The following is a 24,673-nucleotide window of genomic DNA, read 5'->3' on the forward strand; positions in this document are numbered from 1 at the left end:
CAGTACCCGTTATTGTCCAAGCATAAAGCAATCCACAACGGAATAGAGATTCCGTAAGAAATTGCCGCACGCTTGCGTCCGCACCGCATTCACACCCTTGTGCGAATCGCTACGGCACCGAGGTAACAAGTCCTGATTCTTTTACCTGTTGTCCGTATTAATCGGCCAGGCACAAGCGACTCTCGATTGTATTGTCCGGCACGGGCGGCGGGCGTTTACCACTCGCTGTCCGCGCCTACATTTATCCTAACGCGCTTCTGTGAAAAAACATTCCCAGACACGTGAGACGAGTGGCGCACAATCCCGCGGCACCCCCAGTGGGCGCGCCGATACGCGACTTCACGTCACCACCCGTCTCATATGTGTGAGAAATCACTTTTTAACAGGAGGTCCTATTCCCATTCAATCGTTGCCGGCGGCTTGGAGGTTACATCCAGAACCACGCGATTTACTTCCGCAACGGAGTTTGTGATGCGGTTGGAAATATGGGCGAGCACGTCGTAAGGAACGCGCGCCCAATCTGCCGTCATCGCATCCTCGGAAGATACCGGGCGCAGCACAATGGGATGCCCGTAGGTACGGTGATCGCCCTGCACGCCCACCGAATGAACCTCCGCCAGCAGCACCACCGGGCACTGCCAAATCTCGGCGTCCAAACCTGCTGCGGTAAGCTCTTCGCGAGCAATAGCATCCGCTTCGCGCAGGATGCGCAGGTTATCTTCGGTAACTTCGCCGATCACGCGGATCGCCAGACCCGGCCCCGGGAAGGGCTGGCGGGCCACGATTTTCTCAGGCACGCCCAGTTCGCGCCCAATGGCACGCACCTCATCTTTAAAGAGGCTGCGCAGGGGCTCGATAAGCTCAAAATTCATATCCTCGGGCAAGCCACCCACATTGTGGTGGCTCTTAATATTGGAAGCACCTTCTCCCCCACCCGATTCCACCACGTCGGGGTAGAGAGTTCCCTGGACGAGGAATTTCACGTCCTCCCCGCCACCGAGCTTATCGACTAGCTGACGCTGCGCACTTTCGAAAGAGCGAATAAATTCCCGCCCGATAATCTTGCGCTTCGTTTCCGGATCGCGCACGCCGGCCAGTGCGGAGAGGAAGCGCTGGGATTCGTCAATGGTGAAGATACGAATGCCGGTACTTTCCGCGTAATCGCGTTCCACCTGCTCACGTTCACCTGCGCGCAGCAGCCCGTGGTCGATGAAGAAGCAGGTGAGCTGGTCACCAATGGCTTTGTGCACAAGGGCAGCCGCAACCGAGGAATCCACCCCGCCGGAGAGTGCGCAGATCACTTGCGCGGAACCCACCCGCTCGCGAATCTGGGCCACTTGCTCGTCAATAATGGAGGAAGGAGTCCAGTTCGGACTAATCCCCGCGCCTTCGTAGAGGAAGTTTTCCAGAGCGGCCTGACCCCGTTGGGAGTGAAGCACTTCCGGGTGCCATTGCACGCCAAAGAGCCGGCGCTTGCGATCTTCAAATGCGGCCACCGGAGTTTCATCGGTAGCGGCGGTAACGGTAAAGCCTTCGGGAGCTTCACTCACGGCATCCCCGTGGCTCATCCACACAATTTGCTTATCTTCAAGGCCGGCGAAGAGGCAAGAATCACCGGCGGTACGGGCTTCCGTACGTCCGTATTCGCGGGTGCCAGTGCGCCCCACACGCCCGCCCAGTGCCTGGGCCATCGCCTGGAACCCGTAGCAGATCCCGAGGATGGGAACCCCGGCCTCAAAAATATCCTTATCGATTGCTGGAGCGCCCTCCGCGTACACGGATGCCGGGCCACCGGAAAGAATAATGGCCGCGGGTTTTTTCGCCAGCATATCCGCGGCGGACATAGTATGCGGAACAATTTCTGAATAAACGTGTGCTTCACGAACGCGCCGCGCAATGAGCTGAGCGTACTGCGCACCAAAATCGACAACAAGAACCGGGGAATTATCGCTGGTATTCACGCTGTTCATTCTAATGATTAAAACGCGCCGGCGCCTACTGAGCGCCAGACCCCACCCGGAAGGTTTCTAGGACCTTCGTCACCGGAATGCAGCGACGGCGTTCACCCGCCCGCACGGACCTGAGCTGGGCATGCACATCTGCCCGCAAGATGTGAGATTATTTGATGGGATATCCCGGCGTGGATACGCCTATTTTTTCAAGGGTCCTCACGGGCCGGAAGGATAAGAAAGTGACCTACAGCGTATATTTCACCGCGGTAGAAGGTAATGCGGGCACCCAGGCGGTTGCCAGCGCCTACGTTGATGTACTCACCTCCACTTACAAGAACGTCGGGGTGTTCCGGGCGTTCACCAACGGAAATATCGAAAATGACTCCGCCTTCCTTCAGCTGCTCGACCAGGTTGGCCGCGGCGAGGATCGCGATATCGCCTGGGGTTCGAGCCGGCAGGCTTACGTGGCTGACGAAGAAGAGGCCATGACCCAGCTGGTGAATCGCTACACCGATTACGCCCAGAACTTTGATGCGGTGCTCATTCTCGGCATTCTGGACGGGGATCCCATCAATCCCGGGATGCTTTCGCGCACCGGCCGCACCATCGCCAACCTGGGAACCACCGGCATCGTTGCCGTTTCTGCGGCTCAGCGCAGTGCCGCGCAGGTGGAGGTTGTGGCCCAGCTTTCCGCGAAGGAGATCGCGGATCGGTACGGCACCCTGAGCGCCCTCATTGTTGTTGACGCTGATGAGACCGTCCCCACCACCATGCGTGACCTGGGCATTCCTACTATTTACCTCCCCGATGGTGAGGCGCGTTCCTTTACCGATGCGGATCGGGCCATTCTCATCGCCGCGATGGAAGAGGAATCCTCGGTTATCACCCCGCTGTCTTTCCAGGCTTCCCTGGCGGCCCGGGCCCGCAAGGCAAAGAAGCGCATTGTTATGCCCGAAGCCGAAGATGACCGCATTTTGCTGGCCACCGCCCAGATCCTGGCTCGCGATATCGCGGATATTACGCTGGTCGGGGACAAGGATGAGGTTCTCGCCCGCGCAGCTGAGCTCGGGGTGGATGTATCCGGTGCAGAAATTATTTCGATTGATGATCCGGAGCGGGTGCGCCGCTACGCGGAGAAGTTCGCCGAGCTGCGTGCCAAGAAGGGCGTGACCTACGATCAAGCCGTGGAGAAGATGAAGGATCCTTCCTACTACGGCACCATGATGGTCTACATGGGCGATGCCGATGGCATGGTTTCGGGAGCGAATCACACCACCGCGAATACCATTGTTCCCTCCTTCCAGACCATCAAGATGAAGCCCGGCACGAAGACGGTCTCCGGTGCTTTCCTCATGCTCATGGATGATCGCGTCTACGTGTACGCCGATTGCGCGGTCAATACCAATCCCACCCCGGAAGAGCTGGCCGGCATCGCCATCGATTCGGCCCGCACCGCCCAGCAATTCGGTATTGAGCCGCGCGTGGCCATGCTCTCCTACTCCTCGGGTACCTCCGGGAAGGGACCGGATGTGGATGCAGTTCGGGAAGCCACGGAGCTCGCGAAGAGTCTCGCCCCTGAGGGTGTGCTTATTGACGGACCGCTCCAGTACGACGCTTCGGTTGATGCCGCGGCCGCGAAGAAGAAGCTGCCGAATTCCCCGGTAGCCGGCCGCGCCACGGTTTTTGTTTTCCCGAATCTGAATGCCGGCAATATCGGCTACAAGGCCGTGCAGCGTTCTTCGGGCGCGGTGGCCGTAGGCCCGGTGCTCCAGGGCCTGAATAAGCCGGTCAATGACCTTTCCCGCGGCGCGCTCGTGGAGGATATCGTCAATACCGTGGCGATTACCGCGATCCAGGCGCAGGAATAAGCTGTATCCAGCATTACACTGAAGTTATAGGGGTGGGCCTCCACCCGGTCACAAACACAAGGAGATCATTTTGTCCGTTCTCGTAATTAATTCCGGCTCCTCCTCGATCAAGTACAAGGTCGTGGACCCCGAATCGGGTGAGGAACTCGCCTCCGGCCTCGTGGAGCAGATCGGCCTGCCCGCTGGCCACGTCAAGCACGAACACGGCGAGGACGTGCGCGAATGGGAAGGCCCCATTCCCAACCACGAAGTCGGTATGGAGAAGGTGCTCGAATTCTTCGATGCCGCCGGCCCGTCCCTGCATGATGGCTCCATTCGCGCCGTCGGGCACCGGGTGGTCCAGGGCGGGAAGTATTTCGATGGCCCGGCCCTCATCAACGATGCGGTACGCCAGAAGATCGAAGAGCTCCAGCCGCTCGGTCCGCTGCACAACCCGCCGGCCCTGGAGGGCATCAAGGTGGCACAGCGCCTGCTCCCGAACGTCCCGCACGTGGCGGTTTTCGATACCGCCTTCTTCCAGAGCCTGCCGGAAGAGGCCGCGCGTTACGGCCTCAACCGCGAGATTGCCGATAAGTATGAGATCCGCCGCTACGGCGCTCACGGCACTTCGCACCAGTATGTGTCCGGTGAGGTAGCAAAGTTCCTCGGCCGCGATGATCTCAAGCAGATCGTGCTGCATATCGGTAACGGCGCTTCGGTTTCCGCGGTGGACTCGGGCCGTGCGGTGGAGACCTCCATGGGCCTGACCCCGCTGGAGGGTCTCGTCATGGGTGGACGCACCGGTGATATTGATCCGGCCGCCGTCTTCCACCTGGCTCGCGAGGCGAAGATGTCCATCGATGAGATCGATAAGCTCTTCAACCGCCAGTCCGGTATGGCGGGGTTGACCGGCTCTTCCGATCTGCGTGACGTGCACGCCATGGTGGAGAAGGGCGATGAGAACGCGAAGGAAGCGGTGGATATTTACGTCCATCGCATCGTCAAGTACATCGGCTCCTACACCGCGATTCTTGGCGGCTTGGATGCCCTGACCTTCACCGCCGGCGTGGGTGAGAATGACGATATTATCCGCAAGGAAGTCCTTGACCGCCTGGCTCCCTTCGGTGTCAAGTACGATGCCGAAAAGAACGCTACGCGCTCGAAGAACGCGCGGGAGATCTCCACGGAGGATTCCACGGTGCATGTGCTCGTGGTTCCTACCAATGAGGAGCTGGCCATCGCCCAGCAGGCTATGACGCTCGTCTAAGCACGCGCCCGTTATTTTCGGGTACGACGACGCAGGGGGGAGTAACCGTTCCGGTTACTCCCCCCCGGCTTATTTGGCTGTGTGGTGATTGAGGAGTGACTGCTAGCTGGGGCTGGCACCTATTTTCAGGGCCAGGGCCATTAATTCGCTACCGGTTTTCGGGGGCCGGGGCTGCGACCCGCTTCCGGAGGTGGCGTTCATGACTCAAGGGCTTCGAGTGCACTAGCGCGGTTACGCCGCACCGCGGCCCGCAGCTGGATATTTTCCCATTCCCATATACCTTGGTGGAGTGCTTCGCGTGCCTGTGGTGCGCACGCCACCCCGAATTCGTCAATAACGAAAAGCAAGACTTCTTCAATGCAGGGCCGGAGCCTACGCCCACCCACCGGGAAATGAACATCAGCAATTCGAGGAGTACGAGCCTCATTCTTGATGCGCCGGCGCGACCGGCGGGAATGACTACCGCCCAAGACCAAGGCATGTGTCCACTCGTCACGATGGGCATGCACCTGAACATGCGCGCACGGAATACTTGAGCGTGGTGAGCGAATATAATCCCACCGCACCAGCGGCTCACTGCTTTTTGCTCCTCGGATGACCGAGAACGTCGAATTGTCGACCGTGAGTAAACCTGTCTCTGGATCAAGGAAAACCACGTAATCGAAGCGGACTACCAGAGTGTGGGGGAAGGAGATGAGCCCGGTGATATTCATGCCAGGTTCACGCCCAATTGTATCCGTTTCAATATTCACCGATGCCGTCTCATCCAAGAGACGGCCTAAGCCCACCAGATAATTAGCGAACATTTCGGTTTGGAACTCTAGACCCCACGTGGATTATCACGGTTCTCGGCCATAGCGAGCCACCCTTTCGTAATAATCCAGGCGCTCCATTTCCCAATAGAGTTCCCTTTCCTCCGGTCCGAGCTGGTAATCATCAGCGCGCCGGTCGAATTCTTCCCGGGTCATCCTGACCTCACGCAGGATCTCTTCTTTCCTCTCCAGAACCTGTTCAAGAGAGGTGTAGGTTCGCCCGTACGTAATTCCCATAGTTGCAACCTCCGTTCTTTGCCGCCATTCTCGCATGGCGTGGAGGCGCACAAAAGACCTCTATGCAACCCTGTGGATAGAGGTAGCGTTTGGCGATCCTGTGGATGACTTCTAATCCGTTGCGACCCGCTTCCGAATGAGGGTAATGAGCTCGGGAAGCACCGTGTAGAGGTCTCCGACGATTCCGTAATCGCAGAATTCGAACATTTCCGCTTCGGGATCATTATTGATCACCACGATGACACCGGAATCCGTGACTCCCGCGGTGTGATGCGGCTGGCCAGAAATACCGATGGCGATATACAAATCCGGGGCGATAACCGTGCCCGAAAGCCCCACGTAGGAATCACGCGGGAGCCAAGCATCACCTTCGGCCAGCGGGCGGGTTGCCCCTTCCGCGGCATCAAGCACCTCGGCGAGTTCATGGAAGAGCCGCAGGTCCTCCTTGGCGGCGAAACCGCGGCCGGCACCTACCACCCGGGTGGCGGTGGCCAAGCGCCGCTCGGACACATCTTCCGATTCAGCTGCCGTGATCCGCGCCGGCGCTATCGCGCCGGCCGGAGCCGCCACCTCAGATACCGGGGTGCTGCCAGCGCCGGCACAAGCCGCCGTACCGGGAAGCGAACCGATCACGCCCACGAAGGTCACTCCCGCGCGCGCGTAGGTTTCCAGGGAGATAGCGCCGAAACGCCCGCTGACCACGTGTTCGGCGCTGACTTCACGCACATCGGTGAGGATGGGCCAGCCGTGCCGGCCGGCGATTTCCCCACCCAGCGCGCGTTCGCTCGGCTCATTGGGAACCAGCACAATATCCCCGGGCTGGGCATCCACGAGCTCCGTGAGCGCTGCGCTCAGGGCCTCGGGCGGCACGTCACTGGGGTGCGTAATAACCTGCATGCTGGTCGCATCCGGGAAGCCGGGCAGTTGCCCACTTTCCGGAGCCGTTTCGCCTTCGGGGACAAGGGCAATCACATGAACTGCATCGAAGCGGCGCAGGGCCGGAAGGAAAGGCGAAATAGTGGCACCGGCCGTAATAACCCATACCGCGTGCTCCGGGGTGGCGCCGATAGTCGAAGATGCCTCTGCCGCGGGAGTGCCGGCAGCGTTAGGAGCGGCGGCGTCGCCAGAAATGCCCGTGGAACCGGCGTTCGGCAGCAGGCCGCGGCGATCCAAGATCCCGACGAGTTCAGCCACGGCACCGGGGCCGTCGAGGATTTGGTGGAGGCGAGGTTGGACGGGCGGAACCGCGCGCGCGATGGGGTCAAGGGTGCGCCCTTCCATATCGCCGAGGTCGGCGGCGGTAAGAAGTTGGGCGGGCTTTTTGGCAGCGTCGAGGATATCTTTCATGGCCGGGACTTTGACGGCCGCGGCATCGGACGTGACAGCGATAACCACCGGGCCGCTCACGCGCACCTCGCGGCGCTGCCCGCCGGTGTGCTGGGTGAGGAGGAGGGCCTCCCCCGCCGTGTTGATGGCTGAAACATCCTGGAAAGACGGCCAGCCCAGTGCCCCGGCGATTACGCCGGAAACCATCTTCGAGCCTTCGTCGGTGGAACCCGGGCCGGTGATAAGCGCCGTGATGGTGCCATCGCGCTGGACCACCCGCGCCAGGGCCTCCCCCACCGCGGTGGAATTCCAGCTGGTGGTGGCATCATCACTCACCACGAGGAGGCGATCCGGGCCTTTGGAAAGCGCGTTCTTGCGCAGCGCCGGAGTGCCGATGGAGTCGGGACCCAGGGTGATGCCCACAACCTCGGTGCCCAGGGCGTCGCCGAGTTCCCGCGCTGCCCGCATGGCAACGGCGTCGTCGTCGCTAATGGAGAGGCGCGCGCCGCTCCAATCCACCACACCGGAGTCCAGAACGTGCGCTGAACGTGGATCACCGGCAATTTTGTAGGCAACCGCAATGGTCATAAGTGTCCCCTGACGTAGTCGTTAGGCTTGCACATTATCTTAGCTCTCCCGCGGCGCGGTGGGCTGCTCGGGGTCCAGCGTCCCCGCGGTGGGCTCCGCGAAGGATTGGTTCGACGACGCTGCCCCCCGGCTGCGTGGAACCTGGCTGCCCATCCTCATCGGGCAGGCGCGATCCGAGGGCTTCGGAAAGCACCTGCGGGGCCGCGGCACTGCGGCCGGCGAAGAAGAGCGCCACAAGGATCATCGCCAGGCCGGTCCAGAGGTTGAGGTTGATTCCCGCGGCTTTGGCCAGGTCTTCCTCGGTCACGAAGAAGAGCCCGTAGCCGGCCAGCATCGTGCCGAAAACCCCGAACATGATGGCGATCCAGGTGCGCAGGTCGAAAAGCGAGAGTCGCCCGAGGCGTGCCTCGGGAAGGTGAGGCTCAGCCGCCGGCACCGAAGCTGGCGCGGCGCCCAGCCGAGCTGCGTCGTCGTTCATATCGTCGCGTCCCTTCATTTACAGCACCACATTGAGAACCGTGCACACCGCGAGCACCGCGATACCCAGCGGCACCGGCTCTTCCCACCAGTGCAGTTTTTCGCCGGTCAGGGCGCGTTCGCGGGCTTCGGCCACCCGGGCTTCGTGCAGTTTCGGAGCCGGCCGGGCACCCTTAATATCCATTTTGACGCGGCCCCACACCAGGCCGTCGAGTTCCTCGATGGGCTTGGGGCGCGTGAACTTCGTGACGAGCACCGAGACAATGAAATCAGCAATAAAAGCGACACCGGAAGCCGTGAACGAAGCCGCCTGGGAGGAATTGAAGGCCAGCAACCCGTTCGCGTAACCCAGCTGGATAAACCCGGCGCCGGCTGCGCCCGCTACCAGGCCCCACAGCCCGGCCTGCGGACTCATGCGGGCCCAGAACATTCCCATAATGAACGTGGCGAAAAGCGGGGCGTTGAAAATGGACTGCAGCATCTGGGTGTAGTCCTGAATATTGGAGAATTCTGCGGCAATAAAGGCGGCCCCAATGGCGATGAGCACCCCGATAATCGTCAAGCGCCGCCCGATTTTAATGTAGTAGGTGTCCTTGCGGCCCGGGCGCACGTAGGTTTCCCAAATATCGTAGGTGACCACGGTGTTAAAAGAAGAAACATTCGCGGCCATCCCGGCCATGAAGGCCGCAATCAGCCCGGCCAGAGCCATGCCCAGCAGGCCGTGCGGGAGCACCTCCCCCATGAGGGCCGGGAAAGCCTCATTATGCGTGATCTCCCCGGTATGCAGTTGCGGAATGAGGACCGCGGCGATCAGCCCGGGCACGATAATAATAAGCGGCAAAAACATTTTCGGGATCGCCGCGAGAATCGGGGTCAGGCGTGCGGAACGCATATCTTTGGCGGACAGCGCGCGCTGCACCTCGGTGAAATTCGTGGTCCAGTACCCGAAGGAATTCACGAAGCCCATCCCCAGCAGCAGCGCGATCCAATTCCCGTACGGGTTCGTGGTGTTCCCCAACCCGGTTCCACCCCACACATCCAGGCCGTTCGGGCCGAGCACCTGGGTTTCGTTGAGGGCGTTGACCAGCCCGGCCGGCCCGCCCACCCGCGCCAGCCCGGCGATGGTGAGCGGGGTGAGCACCGCAACGATGAGCAAGAATTGCAAGACCTCGTTGTACATGGTGGCGGTGAGCCCGCCCATCACCGTGTAGACCAGCACCACGCCGGCCGCGATAATAATCGAGGCCCACAGCGGCACCCCGATGAGCACGTTAATGAGGAGCGCGAGGGCAAAAAGGTTGATTCCGGCCACCAGGATGGTTGCCACCGAGAAAATCACCGATTGGTAGAGGTGGGTGGGCCGGTCGAAACGTAAACGCAGGTATTCGGGAACCGAACGCACTCGCGAGCCGTAATAGAAGGGCATCATAATCAGCCCGAGGAAAACCATGGCCGGAACCGCGCCGATCCAGTAGTAATGCACCGTGGGCAGGCCGTATTGAGAGCCGGAGGCCGCCATTCCGATGAGTTCGACCGCCCCGATATTCGCGGAGAGGAAGGCCAGTGCGCAGATCCACGCCGGCAGCGAGCGCCCGGAAAGGAAAAAATCTTCCGAGGTATTGACCTTGCGCCGGGTCACCACGCCGATAATAAGGACCAGCACCAGGTAGAGCACCACGAAGCTGTAGTCGAAAGCGCTCGCGTCGAGCCGCAAATCCATGCTCTAGCCCTCAATTTCGGCCAGGGACACCACGCGGTGCTCGCGTTGCGATAACCGCACGGCTTCGGCGATACGTAGCGAGGCAACGGCGTCATCGACCGTAGCGGGAATCTCCCCGCGGCCCGCAACCACCTCCAAAAATGCCTCGATTTCACGTTCGTAGCAGGCGGCGAAACGGGCAATGAAATCAACCCAGGCGGACTCTTCCGGATAGGAGACCCCATCCTCCAGGGAACGCACCGGCAACTTATTATCGAAGCCGACCGCGAGTGTCTGTTCGGTGCCGTGCAGCTCCATGCGCACGTCATATCCGTGGCCGTTGAAACGCGAAGATTGCGCGGTGGCGAGCACATCGCCTTCCAGGCGCAGCACCGCTGCTGTTTCGCATACATCCCCGAAATCGCGGAAATCGGCCAGGCCCAGATCGGTGCCGAAAGCCATGACCTCGGTGACCTCGCGCCCGGTCACCCAGCGCAGCATATCGAAATCGTGGATGAGGCAGTCGATGTAAATGCCGCCCGAAGCGGCCAGGAATTCGCGAGCGGCCGGGGCCTGGTCCATGGTCCCCATGCTCAGGCGGCGCAGCTGACCCAGACTTTCTTCACGCACCGCCGCCCGTGCCCTGGTATAGGCGGTATCGAAGCGGCGCTGGAAGCCGACCTGGATGCGAGCCTTCTGCTTGCGAGCTGCCTCGCGCACTTTCAGGGTCGAGGCCAGGGAAGTGGATACCGGCTTTTCGGTGAACATAGGTATGCCCAGCTCCATGCCGCGCAGCAGCTGTTCGGCGTGCACATCCGTGGGGCTGGTGAGGACGAGGGCGTCCAGGGTGGTGTCCGTGAGGGTGGCCTCCACGCTGGCTTCACTGATACGGGCGCGAGTTGCAGCCTCAGCTTCCAGTTCGGCGACGACGGCAGCACTGCGCTCCGGTTTCGGTTCGGCAATAACAAGTTCATCAACACGGTGGGCGAGAATGCGCGCGTGCATAAGCCCGGCGCGGCCCGCTCCCAGTAAACCAATTTTCAACAGGGAATCCTTCCAAACGTGACATTAGCCTAAAGCAATTTCACCCACACCGAAGAGACTCGCGTCACACATGGGTCAACTTGCGCCTCCGCCGGTTCTATGGTTCATTAGTTATGTAACTAACCAAGGAGGGAGGGCGTGATGGAGTTCAGTTCAGCGGTGCCGATCTATGTGCAGCTGGCCGAGGATCTGCGTCGTCGTATTCTCTCCGGTGAACTCGGGCCCGGAGAAAAGGTCATGTCTACCACCGAATACGCCGCCACCTACCGCATTAATCCCGCCACCGCGAACAAAGCTTTTTCCCTCCTCGTGGAGGAAGGAATCCTGGAAAAGCGCCGCGGCATCGGCATGTTCGTGACCGCGGGTGCACAAGCGGCCCTGCGCGAGCGCGGGCGCGCCACCTACCTGAGTGAGACCCTCGCCCCGGCACTCGCCGCGGGCCGGGTGCTCGGCCTCAGCCCCGCGGAAATATCCACACTCGTCTCGACCTATTGGGAGGAGAACCAATGATTAGCATCGAGAACCTGAGTTTCAGCTACCGGCGCGGGGCTCGCGCCCTCGATGATCTCAGCGTGGAGATCGGCCACGACACCATCACCGGTCTTTTCGGCCGCAACGGCTCGGGCAAATCCACGCTCGGGATGCTCATCGCCGGGCTCCTCCCGATTCGGCGCTCCCGCGGGCGCGCCTCGGGAAACATTTTTATTGACGGGCATCCGGTGGATGAAAACCCGGAGGTTATGCCGGGGGTGGCCTATATTCCGGCTCGGGTGGAGGTGATTTCCGGTTCCCCGCTCGCCATGACGATGGATCTGTGGCGCATGGCCCGCCCCACCTGGGATGAGGATTTCGCCCGGGAGCTATTCGAGCTTTTTGAACTGGATCCCACCCGCGTGATTGACGGGCTCTCCGTGGGCCAGCGCTCCACATTTTCCGCGATTCTGGGCTTGGCTGCGCGCTGCCCCATCACTATTTTCGATGAGGTCCACCTGGGCATGGACGCGGTCATGCGCGAACTGTTCTACCGGGTTTTGCTCAGTGATTTCGCCGAGCACCCCCGCACCATTATTCTCTCCTCCCACCTGCTCGAGGAGGTGGAGAACCTGGTGGATACCGTGGTATTCCTGCACCGCGGGAAGCTGCTGGAGACCGGGGATGCCGATGAGGTTCGCGCGCGCCATTCCACCGATAGCCTCGCTTCCCTCACCGATGTTTTAGTGACGACGACGCTCTCCCCCGCCCAGCGGGCCCGCCTGGCACAACCGCTGGGCGCGCAGGCGCCCCGGGCCGGAAGCGCGGAAGCATCCACCCGCACCCCGATTGGAGTCGATCATGATTAAGCTGTATCACCGTATTAATTCCGCGATTGAACTCACAGCCCGGCGAGTGATCGGATACCGAGGACTCTTCTCCTACTTCTACCGGAGCTTCTGGCTACTCACGGGGTGCGCACTGGTCTTCATGAGTGCCTTGGCCCTGGCCACCAATAACCTCCCACATATGGCCATTGAAGGAATTGATCACGGCTTCCTTAACTGGATCGTGCTCGCCTGGGTCTGCCTAGGAGTGGGAATGGTTCTGGTAGCTATGCTCTCCACGATTGCCATGCGAGCGCACCTACAAGCGGGAACCACGCGGCGGCAATTCTTCAATGCCCTGGCCCGGGCTGCCGCGCGGATGAGCGCTGAATACCTGGCGGTCACCGCAGTGCTTCTCTTTATCACGCTGACCTTTATACGCAGCGCGAATGGCTCCAGGCTCCTCGATGGTGCTACTTTGGTGAACGGTAACGCGATGGAATCGGGCAGCGTGTGGTTCACACTTATTCCCATGTGGCCCGGCCTTCTCGCATTTTTCTTCACAACCGTGCTCCTCACCACCTTCTTCCTGCGCTGGTCGTTGAGCACAGTGGCACGGGCAGCTGCTGTGCTCATTGCCTTCTTTGCCGGGCTCTCCCTGATCGGATACCTCATCGGGGTGACCGGGCTGGGCGAATTTATCGCCCGCCTCTGGCTTCCCCATTGGGAACGCTTCGGCACCTGGGCGGCCCGCACCGGTACGGATTTCGCGCATTGGGTGGGGCGGGTGAGTGACTCTATCGGCTTCACGGATTTCCTCACCGCCAATCGGGCCTTCATGGCGATGATTGGTTTCATTCTCATCTTCGGTACCTGCGCGGTGATCGCTTGGGCGCTGGCGCGGCGTTCCACCGGCCGCTTGCATCTACTGCGGCTCTAGCTGGGAGCGGGACCGTGCTGCGGGGCGCGATAGCGCGGCCCGCAGCGCCGTCGTCGTTCCTACCTAGGAGCAGCGCGCACGAGCACCGTAGACTAAGCACATGATTATTGGCGTTCCCACAGAACTGAAGAATAACGAATACCGGGTCGCGCTCACCCCGGCCGGTGCGCGCGAACTGGCCGCGGCCGGGCACACAGTGCTAGTCCAGGCCGGGGCCGGGGCGGCCTCCGGATGCGCCGACGCCGCCTACGCGGCTGCCGGGGCCCGTATCTGCCCGGAGGCGGCCGAGGTGTGGGGCGCCGATGCGGTTCTCAAAGTCAAGGAACCCGAAGCGGAAGAATACCGGTATCTGCGCGAGGACCTGGTGCTTTTCACCTATTTGCACCTGGCTTCCCAGCCGAAGCTCGCCCGCGCGCTCCTGGATGCCGGCACCACCGCCATCGCCTATGAAACCGTGCGCGAACGGAAAGCACTGCCGCTGCTCGCGCCCATGAGCCGGGTGGCCGGCAAACTCGCCCCCATCGTGGGTTCGCATTACCTTCTCGACGCGCAGGGCGGAGCCGGGATTCTTATCGGTGGGGTGGCCGGAACCCGCAAGGGTAAAGTGACCGTGATCGGCGCGGGTATCGCCGGGGAATCCGCCGCGGTTATGGCCGCCGGGATGGGCGCGAACGTGACGATTCTGGATATTAATATTGAGCGGCTCGCCCAATTGGAGATGCGTCACGCCGGGATGCTCACCACCCTCGCCTCCACCGCGCAGACCATCGAGGAGCAGGTTGCGGATGCCGATCTGGTGATCGGCACGGTGCTGGTGCCGGGCTCCTCCACTCCCAAGCTGGTGACCTCCGCGATGGTGGAAGGCATGCGCCCGGGCAGCGTGCTCGTAGATATTGCCATTGACCAGGGCGGATGCTTCGAGGATTCCCATCCCACCACCCACGCTGAGCCCACTTTCACGGTGGACGGAAAGATTTTCTATTGCGTGGCGAATATGCCCGGTGCGGTTCCGCGCACCTCCACAGAAGCTTTGACGACGGCGACACTCCCCTACGTGGTGCGCCTGGCGGCCGAGGGGTGGCGCGCGGCCGCCAGCGCGGATCCCGGTTTCGCTAGCGGCGTGAATATTAGCGGTGGGAAAATCACCCACCGCGGGGTTTTTGATTCGTTGAGCGGGGCGCTGGGGCTGCCCGAATCTGAGTTTGACGATTCCTGCGTGTCGCAGGCAATGGCAGACTAGTCCCATGAGCGATTTCTCCTCGATCTACAGTCACGGTTACGTGCGGGTGGCCACCTGCTCCCCGGAAGTGGTGGTGGCCGATCCGCAGCGCAATGCCCAGGCCATTATTGCGGCTGCCCGGGTGGTGAGCGCACAGGGTGCGGTGCTGGCCGTGTTCCCGGAGCTGAGCCTCACCGGGTATTCCGCGGAAGATCTGTTCCTCCAGGATGCGCTGCTGCGCGCCTCCCTGGAGGCCCTGGAAACCGTGCGGGCAGCCAGCGCGGAATTCGATGCGGCACTCATTGTGGGGGCGCCGCTGCACTGGCGCAACCGCCTCTATAATTGCGCGGTTGTGCTCCACCACGGGAATGTGCTGGGCGTGGTGCCCAAGTCCTATATCCCCAATTACCGGGAATTTTACGAGAAGCGGCATTTCGCTTCCGGGGCGGGGCTGCGCAATGCGGATATTGAACTGCCCGGGGTGTGCACGGATGCGCCCTGGAGCACCGGGCTTTCCGAGGAGCAACGGGCCGAATTAGCGCAAACCGAGGAAGCCTGGGCCTATACGCTGGGGCGGGATACCGTTCCCTTTGGCCCGGATCTGATTTTCTCCGCCAGTGATATTCCCGGTTTTGATTTCCACGTGGAGATCTGCGAGGACATGTGGGTTCCTATCCCGCCCTCGGCGCGCGCGGCTCTAGCCGGGGCGCAGGTGCTCGTCAATCTTTCTGGTTCCCCGGTCACGGTGGGGCGTGAAGATGACCGCGATCTGCTGATCCGCGGGGCTTCGGCGCGCTGCGCGGCGGCCTATATCTACGCGGCGAATGGCGAATGGGAATCCTCCACGGATCTGGCCTGGGATGGCCAAACCGTGATCTACGAATGCGGGGAAAAAATCGCGGCCGGGCAGCGTTTTTCGGCCGGCCACAGCGCCACCCTGGGTGATATTGATCTGGATCGTATCCGCCAGGAACGCCAGCGCAACGGCTCTTTTAATGACAATGCGCTCACCCAGGGCACCGAACGCGATGAGTATTCCAACCCGGGCACGGATTCTTTCCGCACCATTCATTTCACTGCCGGCATCCCGGATATGAGCGCGCTGAGCCCTGCGGATCAGCGCCTGCACCGCGAAGTGGTGCGTTTCCCCTTTATGGGCGGCAGCGAACGCAATCCGGACCGCGATTGCTTCGAAGCTTTTTCCATCCAGGTCTACGCGCTTATCACGCGGCTGCGGGCCACCGGCTCCGCGAAGCTGATTATTGGGGTATCCGGCGGGCTCGATTCCACCCACGCGCTCCTGGTGGCCTGCCGGGCCATGGATCTGCTGGAGCGCCCGCGCACGGATATCCTTGCCTATACTCTGCCCGGTTTCGCCACCTCCCAGCACACCAAGAACAATGCCTATGCGCTATGCGAAGCCCTCGGGGTGCCGCTGGAGGAGATTGATATTCGCCCGGCGGCTCGGCAAATGTTGGCAGATATGGGCCATCCCTTCGCGGGTGGCGAGCCGGTCTACGATCTCACCTTCGAGAATGTACAGGCCGGGCTGCGCACGGATTACCTGTTCCGCCTGGCCGGTTTCCACGGCGGTATCGTGCTGGGCACCGGGGATCTATCCGAGCTGGCCCTCGGGTGGTGCACCTTCGGGGTCGGTGATCATATGAGTCACTACAACGTGAACGCGGGGATGCCGAAAACCTTTATGCAGCATGTGCTGCGGTGGATGGCCCGCCAGGACTTCCTGGCCGGCGCCGGTGCGCAAGCCCTCACGGATATTCTCGATACAGAGATTTCCCCGGAGCTGGTTCCCGCGGATGCCGGTGGGGCGCTGCAATCCACCCAGGAGAAAATCGGCCCTTACGAACTCCAGGACTTCACCCTCTACTTCGCGCTGCGCTACGGTTTCCTGCCCTCGAAAATTGCTTTCCTAGCCCGGGAAGCCTGGGGTGATTCCTCTCGCGGCTTCTGGCCGGAAGGTATCGAGGGGGATGCCCGCCACGCCTATAGCCTGGCAGAGATTAAGAAGTGGATGGAGCTTTTCTACCGCCGTTTCTTCTCCCAGCAATTCAAACGTTCCACTCTCCCCAACGGCCCGAAGATCCTTTCGGGTGGCTCGCTTTCCCCGCGCGGGGATTGGCGCATGCCATCCGATGCCACCAGCCGGGTGTGGCTGGCCGATCTGGAGAATATCCCCAGCACCCCCACGGAGGACGCATGATTTCCCTGCAAGAGAATGTGACCGAGGATTTCCTGGCGGCCTGCCAGCGCCTCATCCCGCAGCTCTCCTCAAGCAGCGCGCCGCTCTCGCGCGCTGCCGCCGCGGAGTTGCTCTCCCAACCTGGGGTCTACCAATTGGTGTACCGGGTAGCGGAAAGTGCCCCGATCCTCGGGATGCTCACCCTCGTCACTTTCCAGATTCCCACCGGAACGCGGGCCTGGATTGAGGACGTAGTGGTGGACGACGCCGCCCGCGGCCACGGGGCCGGCCAGCAACTTGTGGAAGCTGCCCTGGCGCACGCTGCCCAACTCGGGGTGAAATCGGTGGATTTGACCTCGCGGCCCAGCCGGGAAGCCGCCAACCGGCTCTACCGGCGTTGCGGTTTCGAAGCGCGGGATACCAACGTGTATCGCTATCACGCGCAGTAAAAGCGATACGCCGTAATGCGTGGGCCGCGTGGCTACCGCGATGCCGGCCTCACTGCGGGAAGCGCGCCTAGCTGCCGTAGTGAGCGTGCTTAGCGGCGGGTGACCACCAGCTGGGCGCGCTGGAACTCCTTGCAATCGGAGTAACCATTGGCGGCCATGGCGTGGCGCAGCGCCCCCATAATATTGGTGTGCCCCCGGGCGCTCGAGGTGGGCCCCACCAGGATTTCTTCCAGCGTCCCGGCGGTTCCCACATATACGCGTTCCCCGCGGGGAAGGCGCGGGTGGCGGGCTTCCGGCCCCCAGTGCCAGCCGCGCCCGGGTGCTTCACTAGCCCGTGCCAGAATAGTTCCGAGCATCACGCCATCTGCCCCGCAGGCCAGGGCTTTAATGAGGTCCCCGGAGCTGCCGACCGAGCCGTCCGCAATCACATGAACGTAGCGCCCGCCCGATTCATCGAGGTAGTCGCGGCGGGCGGCCGCGATATCGGCAATCGTCGTCGCCATGGGGGCAGCGATCCCCACGGTACGTAACGTCGCAGAAGCGGCCCCTCCCCCGTAACCGGCCAGCACCCCGGCCGCGCCGGTGCGCATGAGATGCAGCGCGCTCTGGTAGGTGACGGCACCGCCCACCAGCACCGGAATATCAAGATCGTAAATGAGGCCGCGCAGGTTGAGCGGTTCGCGGGTGGTGGACACATGCTCGGCACTCACCGTGGTGCCGCGGATCACCAGGAGATCCAGGCCGGCATCGGCAGCCAGCGGCACAATTTCTTTCGCGTGCCCCGGCGAACAGGCCCCAGCCACGGTTATCCCGGCGGCGCGCAGCTGCGCTACCCGGTAGCGCACCAGCCCGGTATCGATGTGGCGTTCGGCGTATATCTGCTGGAGGCGCGCGGTGGCAGATTCGGCAGGCAGCGCGGCGATTTCTTCATACAGCGGGGTGGGATCCTCGTAGCGGGTCCACAGGCCCTCGAGGTCCGCCACCCCCAATCCCCCGGCCTGCCCCAGGCGGATCATCATATCCGGGGAAGCCACCGAATCCATGGGGGCGCTGAGCACCGGTATATCGAGGTGGTAGGCGTCCAGCTGCCAGGCGGTGGAGACTTCGCGAACGTCCCGGGTGCGCCGGGTTGGCACGATAGCGACGTCGTCCAGGGTATAGGTCATCCGCGCGCGTTTGCCGCGCCCAATCTCGATTTCGCTCACGGCCTCCACTTTACCGGTAAAGAAAGGCGAGCAACCGGGCCGCGGCACACATCCGCGCGGCTAGCGAGTTTCTGCACCCAGCGCGCGGGCGAGGAAGCGCGGCGCGAACGTCTTTTCGTAGGTGCCCACGAATTCTTCGACCTGCCCGTTGAGCCAGCGCTTGAAGGCGAGGATATTGGCATCATCCGCGTCTTCAGAAAAGTCCCCGGAAATCCCGAAGGTGTTGTAGGTATCCAGGCCCTCATCACAGGCGTATTTGAACATGGCACGTTCAACCGGGTAGTCGCGCGCGTAGGCGGACAGCGTTTTATCCATCCCGCCCAGCAGCAAAATGAGTTCGGAACCGACCCGGAATCCGAGCGCCGCATTGAAGGGAATCTCCGCGTCGCCGCGCTCGGCCAGGGTTTCGCGCGCCATCTCTTCCTGACCGTCAAGCACCTCCAGGCGCTGGGCAGCCTGCTCAAGCTCACGATCACGCGCCTTCGTTTCTTTACGTCCGCGCAGCACCTCAATCCGCTCGTGTACCTCAGTGCGTTCGGCGGCGATCTGGTCGAGGTAGCGGCGCGGGGATACATAGGCCACCGCGAGCAGCGCGCGTTCGGGGCCCATATCCGCCATCAGATCGCGGTAAAAACGTACCGCGGAGGCCGAGAGCTCCGGCATGCCGTCGGTACGGTCGCGAGTGCTCGCGTAGAGCTGGGCGAAAACGTCGAAATCTTCCGGCCCGAGGAAACGGGTTTCCACCCCGTAGCGGTTTTCGTTATTGAAACGACGACGCAGCCCCTTGGCGAGGGTGGCTTTGGCTTCCTCGAAGTTCATTCCGGAGATGGTTTTGGTGTAAATCCAGCGCAGCTGAATATCGGAGCGTTCCCCGAATTCATAAGGAAGGTGGCGCCAGCCATCGCGTTCCAGGGCGTGGGAGACCGCGTCGGCGACCGGGTTATCTTCCAGGGGCGTAATATCCGTGTACCAGCGGCGCGCCAAAATCGGGTTAATCCGGGCGGTAAGCAGGCGCGGCTGGGAAGCGAAATGCCGGTTGAGCCCGCTGAAGAAAGCGGCAACTACCTCCCGCTGACTCCAGTCCAGAGTGGGACCGTAGGCGAGGGAAGCCCGGGTGAAAAGCTTTTTCCAGGGCTGGTACATAATGAGACCGGCCCCGCAAACCGTACCGGTGTTATCACGCACGCCTACATATTCCACCCGGTAGCCTTCGGCCTGGCGCACCCGCCCGTAGCTGACCGTTTGGGAGAGGAAACACCGTTGCGCACTCATATAGTCGTTGTACTCATTCTCGGATAGCACCGCGAATTGCATAGCGTTCCTTTCCTGCCGGGCAGCTCAGAGCTGATTCGCAACTCCCTATTAGAGTAACTTAAGCTGAAACAGCCCTGGAAATACGATGTGGCTGCTGGTGCTTATTTTGTGCCATAAGCGCCGATTTTTGTGTCGTAGGGGCGGATTAGACTACGAAGCACCAGGACAGAAGCGCGGCGCGGGCCGCGGAAAGGATAGGAACCGTGTGGACCACGCTGCCGCTTATCGGCTTTGATACAGAAACAACCGGGGTGGATCCCCGGCGTGATCGCCTCGTCACCTGCTCGCTCGTGCGGGTGGATAGTGAGGGAACCTCGCGGCGGTATTGGTTGGCGGATCCCGGGGTGGATATTCCGGAAGCCGCCAGCCAGGTGCATGGCATTACTACGGAGCAAGCCCGCGCGGAGGGCCGCCCCATCGCGGAAGTGCTCGGTGAAATCGCGGATATTTTGGGTGCGCAACTAGCAGCCGGCCAGCCGGTGGTGGCTTTTAATGCCTCCTATGATTTCACGCTGCTCGAAAGTGAACTGGCCCGCCACGGGCTCCCCACCCTCAGCCAGCGCTTGGGCGGGGAGATTTTCCCGGTTATTGATCCTTATCTGCTTGATCGCGGGGTAGATCGCTACCGGAAGGGTAAGCGGCGCCTAGAAAACCTCGTTATGCACTACGGGGTGTTCCAGGATGATTCTTTCCATAACGCGGAAGCTGATGTGGTGGCCACGCTGCGGGTACTCGGTGCCATGGTGGAGAAATTCCCCCAGCTGCGGGAAAAGGAGCTGCGGGAAATCGTGGATATCCAGGTGCAGGCAGAACGCGAATTCCAAGAGTTTTTGCGTAAGGTAGGCCGCTCGGATGGCCCTAAGGAAGGCTGGCCCGTCCCGCGCGCATAGTGCTCACTGGTCGCGTTGCTAGTCCGGCTGGGTAAGCCCAACCGGATAACCCATAATCCAGCGCGCGCATCAACCCAGCCACGCGGGAGCCAGGCTGCGGCGTCGTACCTTGCGGCACATAGCGAAAGGCCGGGAACGCGCTCTCACGTTCCCGGCCCTCGCTACCACCCCAGCCCACGCCACTCGCGGCAGCGAGCTAAAGGAGGTTATGAGTAGGAATATTTAAGACTTGAGGCCGGAGTAATTCGGGGCTTCCACGGTCATCTCCACGTCGTGGGGATGCGATTCCTTGAGGCCGGCGCCGGTCATGCGGACCATGCGGCCCTTTTCCTTCAGCTCGGCAATGGTGGAGGCACCCGAGTAGAACATGGTCTGGCCCAGGCCGCCCACCAGTTCGTAGAGCACGGAAGCCAGCGGGCCACGGAAGGGAATCTGGCCTTCAATACCTTCCGGAATGAGCTTGGCATCGGAGGTCACATCGGCCTGGAAGTAGCGGTCCTTGGAATAGGACTTCTTGCCACGCGAACTCATCGCCCCCAGGGAACCCATGCCGCGGAAGTGCTTGTATTGCTTGCCGTTCACGAAAATAACATCCCCGGGGGTCTCCACACAGCCAGCCAGGAGTGAACCGAGCATAACAGTATCCGCGCCGGCCACGATGGCCTTGCCGATGTCACCGGACCAGTGCAGGCCGCCGTCCGCGATCAGCGGGATCCCGGCCGGTTTGCAGGCGCGCGCCGCATCAACAATCGCGGTCACCTGCGGTACGCCCACGCCGGCCACCACGCGGGTGGTGCAGATGGACCCGGGGCCCACCCCGACCTTGACCGCATCCACCCCGGCATCGATCAGTGCCTGGGCACCGGAACGGGTAGCAATATTACCGCCGATAATCTCCACGCCGTCGAAACCGGAATCGGCACGCAGGCGGCGAATCATATCAAGGGCGAGCTTCGCTTCCCCATTCGCCGAATCGATAACGAGCACGTCCACGCCGGCATCAGCAAGCATCCCGGCCCGCTCCCACGAATCAGTCAGGTAGCCAACGCCCGCGCCCACGAGGAGGCGGCCCTGAGAATCCTTGGAAGCGTTAGGGTACTGCTGGGTTTTGACGAAATCCTTGACGGTGATAAGGCCGGTGAGGCGCCCATCCTCATCAATAAGGGGCAGCTTTTCAATCCGGTGGCTCTTGAGGAGCGCCCGGGCATCCGCGCGGGATACACCCGTGGGTGCGGTCACCAGCGGCATGCGGGTCATCACATCCTCAACCCGGGTGGTGGCGTACTCATCTTCCGGAACGAAACGCAAATCACGGTTGGTAATAATGCCGAGCAGGTGCTTCTGCTCATCCACAACGGGAAGGCCAGACACGCGATACTGCCCGCACAGGGCGTCAAGCTGGGCAATCGTGGCATTCGGGGCAACGGTCACCGGATCGGTGATCATGCCGGATTCGGAACGTTTGACCTCGCGAACCTGCTGGGCCTGATCTTCCGGGGAAAGATTACGGTGAATAATCCCAATACCGCCCTGGCGTGCCATCGCAACAGCCATATCGCGCTCCGTGACCGTATCCATGGCCGCGGAAGCCATGGGGGTTTTCAGCACAATATTGCGGGTCAGGTGGGAAGAGGTATCGACTTCGGAAGGAATAACATCAGTTGGTTGCGGAACAAGCAACACATCGTCATAGGTTAGAGCAAGAGGAGCAAAATCGTTCACGAAATCCATTTTCCCATGTTATCGCGCCAAGCTGATAACTCCAATGTGACCGGCGCGCGAAAATCAACACAGCTAGCCCGGCGCTCGGAAACGTGCCGAGGCCGGCCCTTCGCGCCAGGTCAGCCGGGTGAGCGCCGGTCCCTGTCAGGCCCGCTATTCGACCGTCACGGATTTGGCCAGGTTGCGCGGTTTGTCCACGTCGTAGCCGCGCACCGCCGCCATCTCCGAAGCAAAGATCTGCAAGGGGATGACGGTGACGAGCGGCATCATGAGGGTGGGCGTGCCGCGGGGTGCCCAGAATACCGAGGTGGCGAAATCGCGCACGGCGTCGTCGCCCTCCTCCGCAACCACAATAGTGCGGGCCCCGCGCGAACGGACCTCTTGCAGATTCGAAAGCGTTTTCGCGTGCAGTTCGGGGCGGCGCGGGGTCGGGACGATCACGAAAATCGGCAGGTCTTCGGTTACGAGCGCAATGGGGCCGTGCTTGAGTTCCCCGGCGGCGAAACCTTCGGCGTGTACGTAAGCGATTTCTTTGAGTTTTAGGGCGCCTTCCAAGGCGATGGGGAAACCGACGTGCCGGCCGAGGAAAAGCACCGAGTTTTCGCCCTTGAGTTCGCGGGCCAGGGCGCGGATTTGCGGTTCCTGGGCGAGCATTTTTTCCATGCGCGCCGGCATTTTTTCGAGTTCGTCGAGGTAGCCGGTGATTTCGTCGCGGAATTTATTACCGCGAATCTGGGCCAGATAGAGTCCGAGTAGATAGGATGCGGTGATCTGGGCGACGAAGGCCTTCGTGGAGGCCACCGCGATTTCGGGGCCGGCATGGGTGTAGAGCACCGCGTCGGATTCGCGCGCGATGGTCGAGCCGTAGGTATTGACGATGGCGAGGACTTTCGAGCCCTGCTCACGCGCGTGACGCACCGCCATAATCGTGTCCATTGTTTCCCCAGATTGCGAAATGGCAACGACGAGCGTCTTCTCCCCCACCACCGGGTCGCGGTAGCGGAATTCGGAGGCGAGTTCCACTTCCACCGGGATGCGGCACCAATGCTCGATGGCGTAACGCGCCACCTGCCCGGCGTAAGAAGCGGTACCCGCCGCGATGACGATGATTTTATCGATGGTGCGCAGTACCGATTCGCTGATGCGCATTTCGTCAAGTTGGAGAGAGTCATTAACCACGCGACCGCGCAGCGTATCGGCGACGGCGCGCGGCTGCTCGTGGATCTCTTTGTCCATGAAAGTGGCATATCCGCCTTTCACAGCTGCCGAAGCATCCCAATCCACCGTGAATTCCTTACCCGCCCGCGGTGAGCCGTCAAAACCGAGGAGCCGCACCGCATCCGCGCTGATTTCCACCACGGTATCCTGCGGGACTTCCAGGGCGCGCTGGGTTTCGGAGATGAAAGCGGCCACGTCGCTACCCAGGTAGTTCTCCCCCTCGCCCAGACCGATGACCAGCGGGGAGTTTCGCCGGGCCGCCACCACGGTATCGGGGTGATCCCGGTCGATAGCGACGAGGGTGAAGGAGCCGTCAATGATATTCGCGGTGGCGAGCATGGCGCGGAAGAGGGCGGAGCCTGAGCCGGGCTCCGCGGTGGTGGCAGTGCTGGCCGTGACACTGGCCGCGGCGGTTTCTTGTTCAACCGCGGCGAGCTGCTGGGCGAGGATATGCGCCGCAATTTCCGAATCGGTATCGGAGACGGGCCTGATACCTTCACCCGCGAGCGCCTGGGCAAGTTCGCGGTAGTTTTCGATAATGCCGTTGTGAACGATAGCAACCCGGCCGTCGAAGGAAACGTGGGGGTGGGCATTGGTATCCGAGGGCGAGCCGTGGGTGGCCCAACGGGTATGCCCGATAGCCACCTGCGCGGGCGGCAGCGGGGTGTCCTGAAGGGCTTGGCGCAGGTTATCGAGACGCCCTGCACGCTTGACCGCGCGCAGACCCTCCGGCCCTGCTACCGCTACCCCGGCCGAATCATAGCCGCGGTATTCCAGGCGAGCTAAACCTTCGAGGACCACCTGCAGCGCACGCTCGGTGGTGCCGGTCGAGGCGCCGGTGGTGGCTTCGGCCTGAGCGCTGATGCTTGCCGTTTCAGCGCCGTTCGTTCTTCCCTGTTCTGCTCGCGAGCGCGGGCCCGCGTACCCAACAATTCCGCACATGGAAGTTAAAGTACTGCGCCGGCGGCT

20 protein-coding genes are annotated in these 24,673 nt (G+C 61.8%); 9 read left to right on the plus strand and 11 right to left on the minus strand.

Annotation, left to right across the window (positions count from 1 at the left end; all coding sequences use genetic code 11):
- Positions 1-392: 392 nt before the first annotated feature.
- The gene (gene guaA, locus HMPREF9237_RS06950) at positions 393-1,970 is read right to left on the minus strand and encodes a glutamine-hydrolyzing GMP synthase (protein ID WP_016443034.1); all 1,578 of its coding nucleotides are present in this window, start codon (positions 1,968-1,970) and stop codon (positions 393-395) included.
- 155 nt (positions 1,971-2,125) lie between these two features.
- On the opposite strand from guaA, the gene pta reads away from it, so the two are divergent.
- A complete protein-coding gene (gene pta, locus HMPREF9237_RS06955; protein ID WP_016443035.1) occupies positions 2,126-3,820 on the plus strand; it encodes a phosphate acetyltransferase in 1,695 nt (564 codons plus the stop codon).
- Between the two features lie 70 nt (positions 3,821-3,890).
- Positions 3,891-5,066, plus strand: coding sequence for an acetate/propionate family kinase (locus HMPREF9237_RS06960; protein WP_016443036.1), 1,176 nt, complete (start codon positions 3,891-3,893; stop codon positions 5,064-5,066).
- Positions 5,067-5,263: 197 nt separating this feature from the next.
- On the opposite strand, the gene HMPREF9237_RS08995 is transcribed toward HMPREF9237_RS06960, so the two are convergent.
- The 6 genes from HMPREF9237_RS08995 to HMPREF9237_RS06995 form a co-directional block, all read right to left on the minus strand.
- On the minus strand, positions 5,264-5,872 hold the full coding sequence (locus HMPREF9237_RS08995) for a hypothetical protein (RefSeq protein WP_016443038.1): 609 nt from the start codon (positions 5,870-5,872) through the stop codon (positions 5,264-5,266).
- Positions 5,873-5,905: 33 nt separating this feature from the next.
- Positions 5,906-6,115, minus strand: a complete 210-nt coding sequence (locus tag HMPREF9237_RS06970) for a hypothetical protein (RefSeq protein WP_016443039.1) — start codon at positions 6,113-6,115, stop codon at positions 5,906-5,908.
- Positions 6,116-6,226: 111 nt separating this feature from the next.
- The gene (locus HMPREF9237_RS09000) at positions 6,227-8,029 is read right to left on the minus strand and encodes an FAD-binding protein (RefSeq protein WP_016443040.1); all 1,803 of its coding nucleotides are present in this window, start codon (positions 8,027-8,029) and stop codon (positions 6,227-6,229) included.
- Positions 8,030-8,063: 34 nt separating this feature from the next.
- Positions 8,064-8,525 carry a hypothetical protein gene (locus tag HMPREF9237_RS06985; protein ID WP_039898898.1) on the minus strand — a complete coding sequence of 154 codons (462 nt, stop codon included), beginning with the start codon at positions 8,523-8,525 and terminating at the stop codon, positions 8,064-8,066.
- The gene (locus HMPREF9237_RS06990) at positions 8,526-10,226 is read right to left on the minus strand and encodes a sodium:solute symporter family protein (RefSeq protein WP_016443042.1); all 1,701 of its coding nucleotides are present in this window, start codon (positions 10,224-10,226) and stop codon (positions 8,526-8,528) included.
- 3 nt (positions 10,227-10,229) lie between these two features.
- Positions 10,230-11,249, minus strand: a complete 1,020-nt coding sequence (locus HMPREF9237_RS06995; protein WP_016443043.1) for a Gfo/Idh/MocA family oxidoreductase — start codon at positions 11,247-11,249, stop codon at positions 10,230-10,232.
- Positions 11,250-11,390: 141 nt separating this feature from the next.
- Between HMPREF9237_RS06995 and HMPREF9237_RS07000 the strand changes: the two genes are divergently transcribed.
- The 6 genes from HMPREF9237_RS07000 to HMPREF9237_RS07025 all read left to right on the plus strand — a co-directional run bounded on the left by HMPREF9237_RS07000 (position 11,391) and on the right by HMPREF9237_RS07025 (position 17,355).
- Positions 11,391-11,759 (plus strand): GntR family transcriptional regulator, encoded by a 369-nt coding sequence (locus tag HMPREF9237_RS07000; RefSeq protein ID WP_016443044.1) that lies wholly within the window; start codon positions 11,391-11,393, stop codon positions 11,757-11,759.
- On the plus strand, positions 11,756-12,589 hold the full coding sequence (locus HMPREF9237_RS07005) for an ABC transporter ATP-binding protein (protein ID WP_016443045.1): 834 nt from the start codon (positions 11,756-11,758) through the stop codon (positions 12,587-12,589). The genes HMPREF9237_RS07000 and HMPREF9237_RS07005 overlap by 4 nt, the downstream gene beginning before the upstream one ends.
- The gene (locus HMPREF9237_RS07010) at positions 12,582-13,487 is read left to right on the plus strand and encodes a hypothetical protein (protein ID WP_016443046.1); all 906 of its coding nucleotides are present in this window, start codon (positions 12,582-12,584) and stop codon (positions 13,485-13,487) included. Before HMPREF9237_RS07005 ends, HMPREF9237_RS07010 begins: the two co-directional genes overlap by 8 nt.
- A gap of 100 nt (positions 13,488-13,587) precedes the next feature.
- Positions 13,588-14,727, plus strand: coding sequence for an alanine dehydrogenase (ald, locus tag HMPREF9237_RS07015; protein WP_016443047.1), 1,140 nt, complete (start codon positions 13,588-13,590; stop codon positions 14,725-14,727).
- A 4-nt stretch (positions 14,728-14,731) separates the two neighbouring features.
- The gene (locus HMPREF9237_RS07020; protein ID WP_016443048.1) at positions 14,732-16,927 is read left to right on the plus strand and encodes an NAD(+) synthase; all 2,196 of its coding nucleotides are present in this window, start codon (positions 14,732-14,734) and stop codon (positions 16,925-16,927) included.
- Complete coding sequence (locus tag HMPREF9237_RS07025) at positions 16,924-17,355, plus strand: GNAT family N-acetyltransferase (protein ID WP_016443049.1); 432 nt, start codon at positions 16,924-16,926, stop codon at positions 17,353-17,355. The genes HMPREF9237_RS07020 and HMPREF9237_RS07025 overlap by 4 nt, the downstream gene beginning before the upstream one ends.
- A gap of 89 nt (positions 17,356-17,444) precedes the next feature.
- On the opposite strand, the gene HMPREF9237_RS07030 is transcribed toward HMPREF9237_RS07025, so the two are convergent.
- Both HMPREF9237_RS07030 and HMPREF9237_RS07035 read right to left on the minus strand, forming a co-directional pair.
- Positions 17,445-18,560 (minus strand): GuaB3 family IMP dehydrogenase-related protein, encoded by a 1,116-nt coding sequence (locus tag HMPREF9237_RS07030; RefSeq protein ID WP_039899112.1) that lies wholly within the window; start codon positions 18,558-18,560, stop codon positions 17,445-17,447.
- Between the two features lie 60 nt (positions 18,561-18,620).
- Positions 18,621-19,874 carry a lipid II:glycine glycyltransferase FemX gene (locus tag HMPREF9237_RS07035; protein ID WP_016443051.1) on the minus strand — a complete coding sequence of 418 codons (1,254 nt, stop codon included), beginning with the start codon at positions 19,872-19,874 and terminating at the stop codon, positions 18,621-18,623.
- A gap of 203 nt (positions 19,875-20,077) precedes the next feature.
- On the opposite strand from HMPREF9237_RS07035, the gene HMPREF9237_RS07040 reads away from it, so the two are divergent.
- Complete coding sequence (locus HMPREF9237_RS07040) at positions 20,078-20,764, plus strand: exonuclease domain-containing protein (protein WP_016443052.1); 687 nt, start codon at positions 20,078-20,080, stop codon at positions 20,762-20,764.
- A gap of 222 nt (positions 20,765-20,986) precedes the next feature.
- Here the strand turns inward: HMPREF9237_RS07040 and guaB are convergent, their stop codons facing one another.
- Positions 20,987-22,495 (minus strand): IMP dehydrogenase, encoded by a 1,509-nt coding sequence (gene guaB, locus HMPREF9237_RS07045; protein ID WP_016443053.1) that lies wholly within the window; start codon positions 22,493-22,495, stop codon positions 20,987-20,989.
- A gap of 144 nt (positions 22,496-22,639) precedes the next feature.
- Positions 22,640-24,646 (minus strand): glutamine--fructose-6-phosphate transaminase (isomerizing), encoded by a 2,007-nt coding sequence (glmS, locus tag HMPREF9237_RS07050; protein WP_016443054.1) that lies wholly within the window; start codon positions 24,644-24,646, stop codon positions 22,640-22,642.
- Positions 24,647-24,673: the final 27 nt, after the last annotated feature.

The sequence above is a fragment of the Actinotignum schaalii FB123-CNA-2 genome (assembly GCF_000411135.1).
GTDB classification, from domain to species: Bacteria; Actinomycetota; Actinomycetes; order Actinomycetales; family Actinomycetaceae; genus Actinotignum; species Actinotignum schaalii_A.

Coding starts and splice junctions, on each gene's coding strand:
- guaA (WP_016443034.1), bottom strand. CDS start 1,970: ATGAACAGCGTGAATACCAGCGATAATTCCCCGGTTCTTGTTGTCGAT.
- pta (WP_016443035.1), top strand. CDS start 2,126: ATGGGATATCCCGGCGTGGATACGCCTATTTTTTCAAGGGTCCTCACG.
- HMPREF9237_RS08995 (WP_016443038.1), bottom strand. CDS start 5,872: ATGTTCGCTAATTATCTGGTGGGCTTAGGCCGTCTCTTGGATGAGACG.
- HMPREF9237_RS06970 (WP_016443039.1), bottom strand. CDS start 6,115: ATGGGAATTACGTACGGGCGAACCTACACCTCTCTTGAACAGGTTCTG.
- HMPREF9237_RS09000 (WP_016443040.1), bottom strand. CDS start 8,029: ATGACCATTGCGGTTGCCTACAAAATTGCCGGTGATCCACGTTCAGCG.
- HMPREF9237_RS06985 (WP_039898898.1), bottom strand. CDS start 8,525: ATGAAGGGACGCGACGATATGAACGACGACGCAGCTCGGCTGGGCGCC.
- HMPREF9237_RS06990 (WP_016443042.1), bottom strand. CDS start 10,226: ATGGATTTGCGGCTCGACGCGAGCGCTTTCGACTACAGCTTCGTGGTG.
- HMPREF9237_RS07000 (WP_016443044.1), top strand. CDS start 11,391: ATGGAGTTCAGTTCAGCGGTGCCGATCTATGTGCAGCTGGCCGAGGAT.
- HMPREF9237_RS07005 (WP_016443045.1), top strand. CDS start 11,756: ATGATTAGCATCGAGAACCTGAGTTTCAGCTACCGGCGCGGGGCTCGC.
- HMPREF9237_RS07010 (WP_016443046.1), top strand. CDS start 12,582: ATGATTAAGCTGTATCACCGTATTAATTCCGCGATTGAACTCACAGCC.
- ald (WP_016443047.1), top strand. CDS start 13,588: ATGATTATTGGCGTTCCCACAGAACTGAAGAATAACGAATACCGGGTC.
- HMPREF9237_RS07020 (WP_016443048.1), top strand. CDS start 14,732: ATGAGCGATTTCTCCTCGATCTACAGTCACGGTTACGTGCGGGTGGCC.
- HMPREF9237_RS07025 (WP_016443049.1), top strand. CDS start 16,924: ATGATTTCCCTGCAAGAGAATGTGACCGAGGATTTCCTGGCGGCCTGC.
- HMPREF9237_RS07035 (WP_016443051.1), bottom strand. CDS start 19,874: ATGCAATTCGCGGTGCTATCCGAGAATGAGTACAACGACTATATGAGT.
- guaB (WP_016443053.1), bottom strand. CDS start 22,495: ATGGATTTCGTGAACGATTTTGCTCCTCTTGCTCTAACCTATGACGAT.
- glmS (WP_016443054.1), bottom strand. CDS start 24,646: ATGTGCGGAATTGTTGGGTACGCGGGCCCGCGCTCGCGAGCAGAACAG.